This is a genomic window from Nocardioides sp., from assembly GCF_035429765.1.
In the GTDB taxonomy this organism is placed as follows: domain Bacteria; phylum Actinomycetota; class Actinomycetes; order Propionibacteriales; family Nocardioidaceae; genus Nocardioides.
Window position 1 is genome coordinate 1 of record NZ_DAOMFK010000148.1, and the last position, 7,612, is coordinate 7,612.

A 7,612-nucleotide genomic window follows, 5' to 3' on the forward strand; every position below is an offset into this window, starting at 1 on the left:
CGCCAGCAGCTTGTCGATCTCGCCGTGGACGTAGTCCACGCCCATGTCGACGCGCACCTGGTCGAGGTCGGTGAGCACGACCGGCACCTGGAGCCGGCGCACGAACAGCAGCGCCAGCTGGCTGGCCATCAGGCCGGCCCCGACGATGCCGACCTTGGTCACCGAGCGTGCCAGCGACCGGTCTGGGGCGCCGGCCGGCCGCTTGGCCCGCTTCTGCACCAGGTCGAAGGAGTAGAGGCTGGCCAGCAGCTCGGGGGTCCTCGACATCGCCTCGAGCGCCTCGTCCTCGGCGGCGAAGCCTTCGTCCCGGGTCGAGGTCCGTGCCCCCGCGATCAGCTCGAGCGCGCGGTACGCCGCCGGGGAGGCACCTCCGGTCTTCGCGTCGGCGACCGCACGTCCGTGGGCCACTGCGGCGTCCCAGGCCTCGCCCCGGTCCACCTCGGGCCGGGTCACGCTGACTCGCCCGGAGAGCACGTCGGCGGCCCAGAGCAGCGACTGCTCGAGGTAGTCCGCGCCGGAGAAGCACGCATCGGCCAGGCCGAGCCCGAAGGCCTGCGCACCGGTGAGCGTCCGGCCCTGGTTCAGCGGGTTCTCGATGATCACCTGGACCGCCTTCTCCGCGCCGACCAGGTTGGGGGTGAGCCAGGTGCCGCCCCAGCCGGGGACCAGCCCGAGCATCACCTCGGGCAGACCCAGCGCAGGGGCGGAGTCCATCACCGTGCGGTAGTCGCAGTGCAGGGCCACCTCGAGGCCGCCGCCCAGGGCGAGCCCGTTGATGAAGCCGAACGACGGCTTGCCGCCCTCGCCCAGCTTGCGGAACACCGCGTGACCGAGCTCGGCCACCACCCGGACGGCGTCCGGGCCGCCGCCCGCGATCGAGGTGAGGTCGGCCCCGGCCGCCAGGATGAACGGCTTCCCGGTGATGCCCAGCGCGGTGACCTCGGGGTCCGCCAGCGCCGCGTCGATCGCGGCGTTGAGCGAGAGCAGGCCGCGGGGCCCGAAGGTGTTCGGCTTGGTGTGGTCCTCGCCGTTGTCCAGCGTGATCAGGCCCAGCACCCCGGCGCCGCCGGGGAGCGTGACCGTGCGCAGCTTGGCCTGGGTGACGCGCTCGGCGTCGGAGGCGATGGCCTCGGCACGCGCGAGAAGGGTCTCGATGCTCATGCGGCTGCTCCGTTCCAGCTCGGGTTCTCCCAGATGACCGTGCCCCCCATGCCGAGGCCGATGCACATGCTGGTGAGGCCGTAGCGGACGTCGGGCCGCTCCTCGAAGCGGCGGGCCAGCTGGTTCATCAGCCGGACGCCGGAGGAGGCCAGCGGGTGGCCCATGGCGATGGCGCCGCCGTACGGGTTGACCCGCGGGTCGTCGTCGGCGATGCCGTAGTGCTCGAGGAGCGACAGCACCTGCACGGCGAAGGCCTCGTTGATCTCGAAGGCGCCGATGTCGTCGATGGTCAGCCCGGCCTTGGCCAGGGCCTTCTCCGTGGACGGGATCGGCCCGGCACCCATCACCTCGGGCGCCACGCCGGCGAAGGCGTAGGACACCAGCCGCATCCTGACCGGGAGCCCCAGGTCGCGCGCCGTGTCCTCGTCGGCGAGCACGCAGGCGGTGGCGCCGTCGTTGATGCCCGCCGCGTTGCCGGCGGTCACGTTGCCGTGAGCGCGGAACGGGGTCTTCAGGGTCGCCAGCGACTCCATGGTGGTGCCCGGACGCATGGGCTCGTCGGTGGTCGCCAGCCCCCAGCCCAGCTCCGCCGACCGGGTGGCGACCGGGACCAGGTCCGGCTGGATCTTGCCCGCGGCGTAGGCCGCCGCAGCCTTCTCCTGGGAGCGCACGGCGAACGCGTCGGCCCGCTCCTTGGTGATCGTGGGGTAGCGGTCGTGGAGGTTCTCGGCCGTCTTCCCCATGACCAGCGCGTCGGGGTCGACGAGCCGCTCGGAGAGGATGCGCGGGTTGGGGTCGACCCCCTCGCCCATCGGGTGCCGGCCCATGTGCTCGACGCCGCCGGCGATGGCCACGTCGTAGGAGCCGAACGCGATGCCGGCGGCCGTGGTCGTCACCGCGGTCATCGCACCGGCGCACATCCGGTCCACCGAGAAGCCCGGCACGCTGTCGGGAAGCCCGGCGAGCAGGGCGGCGGTGCGGCCGATGGTCAGGCCCTGGTCGCCGATCTGGGTGGTCGCGGCCACCGCCACCTCGTCCACCCGGTCGGGCGGAAGGGTCGGGTTGCGGCGCAGCAGCTCACGGATGCACTTGATGACGAGGTCGTCGGCGCGGGTCTCGGCGTACTGGCCCTTCGCCTTGCCGAAGGGGGTGCGTACGCCGTCGACGAAGACGACCTCTCGCAGCTGTCGGGACACGAAGTCTCCTTCGAAACGAGGACAGGGGGCGATCGCCCCTGCGGGCGGGGTTCGTGCCAAGGTTACCCTCGGGTAACAACGAGCGCACCGGGCAGGGGTGTGGCCCCTGTCACCCCGGTGCCGCACGGCCCGGCTCCCCGGCCGGGGGAATAGGGTGACGGGCACCCGGCGCTGACCCGTCAGTTCTGGCGAGCCGACGAGCGAGAGGAGCCCGCGTGAGCAGCGGATCGAGGCTGGTCCACATCGTCGACGAGCGGCCGGACCTCGTCGGGACCTCCGAGCTGAGCATGGTCGTCGCCCTGCACGGATTCCTGGACGCGGGCTCGGCCGGCGTGAGCGCGGCCACCCACCTGGAGTCGCTGAGGGAGGGCAAGGTGGTCGCCACCTTCGACGTGGACCAGTTCCACGACTACCGCGCCCGGCGGCCGGCGGTCTCCTTCGTCCAGGACCACTACGAGAGGTACGACGCGCCGCGGCTCGTCGTGCGGGTGCACCGCGACAGCGCGGGCACGCCGTACCTGCTGCTGCGCGGTCCGGAGCCCGACAACCGCTGGGAGGCCTTCTGCGAGGCCGTCCGCGAGGTCGTCGAGCAGATCGGCGTCACCCGGGTGGTCCAGGTGGGTGCGGTCCCGATGGCCGTGCCGCACACGCGGCCGATCGCGATCACTCCGCACGCCAACCGCCCCGAGCTGCTGACCACCCAGAGCCCCTGGCGGGGCGAGCTGCGGGTGCCCGCCAGCGCCCAGGCCCTGCTCGAGCTGCGGCTGGGGGAGTGGGGGCACGACTCGCTCGGCTACGTGGCGCACGTCCCGCACTACCTCGCTCAGCTCGACTACCCCAAGGCGGCCCTCGCACTGCTCGAGCAGGTCGAGCGGGGCGGTCGACTCACCATCGACCTCACCGCGTTGCGGGCGCAGGCCGAGGAGCGCGAGCTCGAGATCTCCCGCTACCTGGAGGCCAACGCCGAGGTGGCCGCGGTGGTGGCCGGCCTGGAGCAGCAGTACGACGCGTTCCAGCAGGCCGAGCAGTCCGGCGCCAACCTGCTCGCCGACGAGGAGCCGCTGCCCACCGGCGAGGAGATCGGGCGGCAGTTCGAGCAGTTCCTCGCCGGGCTGGACCAGCCCGATCCGGGCCGCCCCGACTCCGGCCGGGAGGACTGAGCGTGCCCTCGTCCGCCGAGGAGCTGTGCGAGCTGCTGGACCTGGAGGTGCTCGACCTCGACCTGTTCCGGGGCCGGCAGCCCGAGACCGACCTACAGCGCGTCTTCGGGGGGCAGGTGGCGGCCCAGGCGCTGATGGCCGCCCAGCTGACCGTGCAGCCGGAGTACGTCGTGCACTCCCTGCACTCCTACTTCCTGCTGCCCGGCGACCCCGCGGTGCCGATCATCTACGACGTGCAGCGGCTGCGGGACGGGCGCTCGTTCGGCAGCCGGCGGGTGGTCGCTCGCCAGCACGGCCGCGAGATCTACTACCTGGCGGCGAACGTGCAACGGCCCGAGCCGGGTCTGGAGCACCAGGACGCGATGCCGGCCGTGCCACCTCCCGACGAGGGGCTGGACTACCTGGAGCTGCTGCGTGCCCGGGGCGTGGGCAACGCCGAGACCCTGGCCCGGGAGTGGTCGGCCCTGGAGCTTCGCTTCGTGGCCGGTCCGGGCAACGGCACGGCGCCCGACCCGGCGCACCCCGGCCGCGTACGGCTGTGGATGCGGGTGAACGGCGACATCCCCGACGACCCGCGGCTGCACCTGGCCGCGTTCACCTACGCCAGCGACATGACCCTGCTCGGCGCAGCCATGGTGCCGCACGCGCCGCTGACGTTGAGCTCCCCGGAGGTCCAGCCGGCGTCGCTGGACCACTCGCTGTGGTTCCACCGCCCGTTCCGGGCCGACGAGTGGTGGCTCTACGACCAGTGGTCGCCCACCGCCACCGGCGCCCGCGGGCTCTCGCTGGCCGGGGTGTACGCCGCCGGCGGCACCCGGGTGGCGACCGCTGCCCAGGAGGGCCTGATCCGGGTGCGACGCACCCCCTGACCTCCGGGACCCACCCGGTCCAGGGTGGACGCTTATAGCACTACATCGTTGTAGTTTCGTGACAGACACGCCGACCCGCCGTTACGGTTGAGACTCCTGTGGCGTGAGTGCACTTCTGAGACGGAAGTGTCGGGGCCACCCCGGTCGACGAAGGTGACGCACCGCATGACTCCGAGATGGTTCGCCCGAACCCTGCCGCTGCCGGTCGCCGCGGTCGTCACGCTGGGCCTGACGCTACCGGCGTCCGCCGTGCCGCTCAGCGATTTCGAGATGCCGTTCCCCTGCGGCCAGGCCTGGACCGGCACCAGCCGGCCCAGCCACAGCCCCAGCTCGAAGGCGATCGACTGGAACCGCACCGACGACGTGGGCGACCCGGTGGTGGCCGCCGCCCCCGGCGTCGTCGAGGTCGCCGACACCGTCGACAACAGCGGCTACGGCAAGTGGGTGCTCCTCGACCACGGCAACGGGGAGTCCACCATCTACGCCCACCTGTCCGAGGTGACCGTGTCGGCCGGCCAGTCGGTCGACCAGGGGACCCAGATCGGCAACGTGGGCACCACGGGCAACAGCACCGGGCCCCACTTGCACTTCGAGGAGCGCCAGAGCGGCACCGACGTCGACGCGTGGTTCCACGGCGTCAAGTTCGTGATGGGCTCCACCCAGACCTCGCAGAACTGCGTCGACGTCCCGCTGGCCGCGAACATGGTGGCCGGACCGGTGTGGGAGGTCGTGGTCTACCAGCGGGCGGCGGCCTCCACGTTCGTGGTGCACCGCGCGAAGCGGCCACCGAAGCGGATCACCTTCGGCACCTCCACCGACGAGCCCGTGCTCGGCGACTGGGACGGCGACGGGCACGCCAATGTGGGGGTCTTCACCCCCGCCACCCGCACCTTCTCGCTGCAGACCCCGGCCGGGACCCGCTCGGTCGTGCTCGGCCTGCGCGGTGACAAGCCGGTCGCCGGCGACTGGGACGGCGACGGCACCTGGGAGATCGGCGTGCGCAGGCCCGGGAAGGGCACGTTCCGGCTCCGGCAGGCCGACGGCCGGGTGGCGGTCGTCAGCTTCGGCGACGCCGACGACATCCCCCTCACCGGCGACTGGAACGGCGACGGCGTCACCGACCTGGGGCTCTTCGACCAGGCCACCGCGACCTACACCCTGCGCATCGTGGACGCCGACGGCCTCGCCTGGACCGCGACCGTGCCGTTCGGCGAGCCCGGCGACCTGCCGGTGGTGGGCGACTGGGACGGGAACAGCAAGACGGACCTGGGTGTCTGGGACCCCGCCACCGCGACGTTCCTCCAGCGGCGGGCACCGTCCCCCTCGGCGGCCAAGCGCACGGTGACCGCCATCAGGTTCGGCCGGGCGCGCTGAGCGCCCTCAGCGGGCGGGGGCGCCGGCCGCGGCGAGCGCCGCGGACACCAGGTGGTCGCGCACCTGCTCTCGGGTGATCCGACCGATCGTCGGGACGCCCGGCTCCACCTCGGCCACCAGGATTCCGACCCGGGCGAGCTGGAGGGCCCCGAGGCCGGTCGCGTAGAGGATGTTCGCCACCAGAACGGGGTCGGCGACCGAGAACTCCCCGTACGCGACGCCCCTCTCCAGCGCCGCGACCAGCACCGACAGGCACCCCGAGATCGCCTTGCCCAGGGGCAGCCGCGCCGGCGGGGCCACCGCGTCGAGCAGCTCCTCGCCCGGCTGCAGCATCAGCGACTGGGCGCAGTCCACGAACGCCGGGTGCTCGGCGCCGTACTCCACGAAGGCCGTGACCAGCGCAGCGACCTGCTGCCGGGGCTCCGTACAGCCCGCGACGGACTCCTCCAGCGCGGCCCGCAGCTCCTCGAGGTAGCCGACCAGCGTGAGCGCGAACAGCTCCTCCTTGCCGGTGAAGTGCCGGTAGAGCACCGCGCGGTTGATCCCGACCGCCGAGACGATGTCCTCGACCTGGGTCTCCCGCACCCCGCGCTCGTCGAAGAGCCGGCGGGTGGCCGCGATCAGCTCCGCCTCCCGCTGCCGACGGCGGCGCTCGGCGGCCGGCCGTTTCCCCTCCGGTGCCGGCCGCTCGCTCACCCGGTGAGTCTAGGCGCCGTCGGGGCCGGCTCCGCGGGCCTGACCGGCGCGGCCCCCGGAGCTCACCGCACGAGGTCCCGGACCGACTGGACCGTGTCTGCCTCCTCGGGACCCTTGTCGTCGCGGTAGCGGACCACCCGGGCGAAGCGGAGCGCGACGCCGCCGGGGTAGCGGCTGGACCGTTGCACGCCGTCGAAGGCGACCTCCACGACCTGCTCCGGCCGGACGTGGACCACGTGGCCTTCGCGATGGGTCTCGAGTGCGAGGAAACGCTCGGTCTGCCAGGCGAGCATCTCGTCGGTCATCCCCTTGAAGGTCTTGCCGAGCATCACCAGCGTCCCCGTCGCGGGGTCCCGCGCGCCGAGGTGGATGTTCGACAGCCAGCCCTCTCGGCGGCCGCTGCCCCACTCGACGGCGAGCACCACCAGGTCCAGCGTGTGCACCGGCTTGACCTTCACCCAGGCGGCCCCGCGCCGCCCGGCGTCGTAGGGCGCCGCCAGGTTCTTGACCACCACCCCCTCGTGGCCGGCGGCCAGGGCGTCCACGAGGAACGCGTTCGCCTCCTCCGGGTCGCCGGAGACCAGCCGGGGCACCCGGTTCCGGGCCGGCACCACCCGGTCGAGGGCCGCCAGCCTGGTCGCCGCCGGGGCGTCGAGCAGGTCCTGCCCGTCCAGGTGCAGCAGGTCGAAGAAGTACGGCGTGACCGTGGTGCCCGCGCGCTCGGGCACGCGGGCGGTCCGCGACGCGGTGTCCTGGAACGCCTGGGGGCGGCCGGACCCGTCGAGCGCGAGCGCCTCCCCGTCGAGGACGAGACTCCTCGCGGGCAGCGAACGCGCGAGCGCGACGACCTCGGGGAGTCGGGCGGTGATGTCGTCGAGGCTGCGCGTCGCGACCCGCACCTCGTCGCCGTCGCGGTGCACCTGGATGCGGATGCCGTCCAGCTTGACGTCGACCGCGACCCGGTCACCACCCGCCTTGACCATCGCGGCCGCCACGTCGGGCGCGCTCGAGGCGAGCATCGGCAGCACCGGGCGGCACACCTCGAGCCCGATCCCGGCCAGCGCCTCGACCCCGCCCTCGAACGCGGAACGCACCATCGGCACCGTGCCGCCGGCCAGCATGGCGGCTCGGCGCACCGCCGCCAGCGGCACGTCCG

The 7,612-nt window shown here is 73.2% G+C and carries 7 protein-coding genes; 3 read left to right on the forward strand and 4 right to left on the reverse strand.

Features of this window, described 5'->3' with window-relative positions; genetic code table 11:
• A partial coding sequence (locus PLP61_RS12655) for an enoyl-CoA hydratase/isomerase family protein (protein ID WP_324503084.1) occupies window positions 1–1,161 on the reverse strand: 1,161 nt, incomplete at its 3' end.
• The gene (locus tag PLP61_RS12660) at window positions 1,158–2,357 is read right to left on the reverse strand and encodes a thiolase family protein (protein ID WP_324503085.1); all 1,200 of its coding nucleotides are present in this window, start codon (window positions 2,355–2,357) and stop codon (window positions 1,158–1,160) included. The genes PLP61_RS12655 and PLP61_RS12660, both read right to left, overlap by 4 nt.
• A gap of 215 nt (window positions 2,358–2,572) precedes the next feature.
• Between PLP61_RS12660 and PLP61_RS12665 the strand changes: the two genes are divergently transcribed.
• The 3 genes from PLP61_RS12665 (at window position 2,573) to PLP61_RS12675 (ending at window position 5,760) form a co-directional block, all read left to right on the forward strand.
• Window positions 2,573–3,517 (forward strand): proteasome assembly chaperone family protein, encoded by a 945-nt coding sequence (locus tag PLP61_RS12665; protein ID WP_324503086.1) that lies wholly within the window; start codon window positions 2,573–2,575, stop codon window positions 3,515–3,517.
• 2 nt (window positions 3,518–3,519) lie between these two features.
• Window positions 3,520–4,386 (forward strand): acyl-CoA thioesterase, encoded by an 867-nt coding sequence (locus PLP61_RS12670; protein ID WP_324503087.1) that lies wholly within the window; start codon window positions 3,520–3,522, stop codon window positions 4,384–4,386.
• Between the two features lie 165 nt (window positions 4,387–4,551).
• Window positions 4,552–5,760: a peptidoglycan DD-metalloendopeptidase family protein gene (locus tag PLP61_RS12675; protein WP_324503088.1), complete on the forward strand. Its 1,209-nt coding sequence runs from the start codon at window positions 4,552–4,554 to the stop codon at window positions 5,758–5,760.
• Between the two features lie 6 nt (window positions 5,761–5,766).
• On the opposite strand, the gene PLP61_RS12680 is transcribed toward PLP61_RS12675, so the two are convergent.
• Window positions 5,767–6,456 carry a TetR/AcrR family transcriptional regulator gene (locus PLP61_RS12680; RefSeq protein WP_324503089.1) on the reverse strand — a complete coding sequence of 230 codons (690 nt, stop codon included), beginning with the start codon at window positions 6,454–6,456 and terminating at the stop codon, window positions 5,767–5,769.
• Between the two features lie 62 nt (window positions 6,457–6,518).
• A partial coding sequence (locus tag PLP61_RS12685; RefSeq protein ID WP_324503090.1) for an ATP-dependent DNA ligase occupies window positions 6,519–7,612 on the reverse strand: 1,094 nt, incomplete at its 5' end.

Bases quoted from the DNA above. Each gene is read 5' to 3' on its own strand.
- PLP61_RS12675 (WP_324503088.1), top strand. From the start codon at position 4,552: ATGACTCCGAGATGGTTCGCCCGAACCCTGCCGCTGCCGGTCGCCGCG.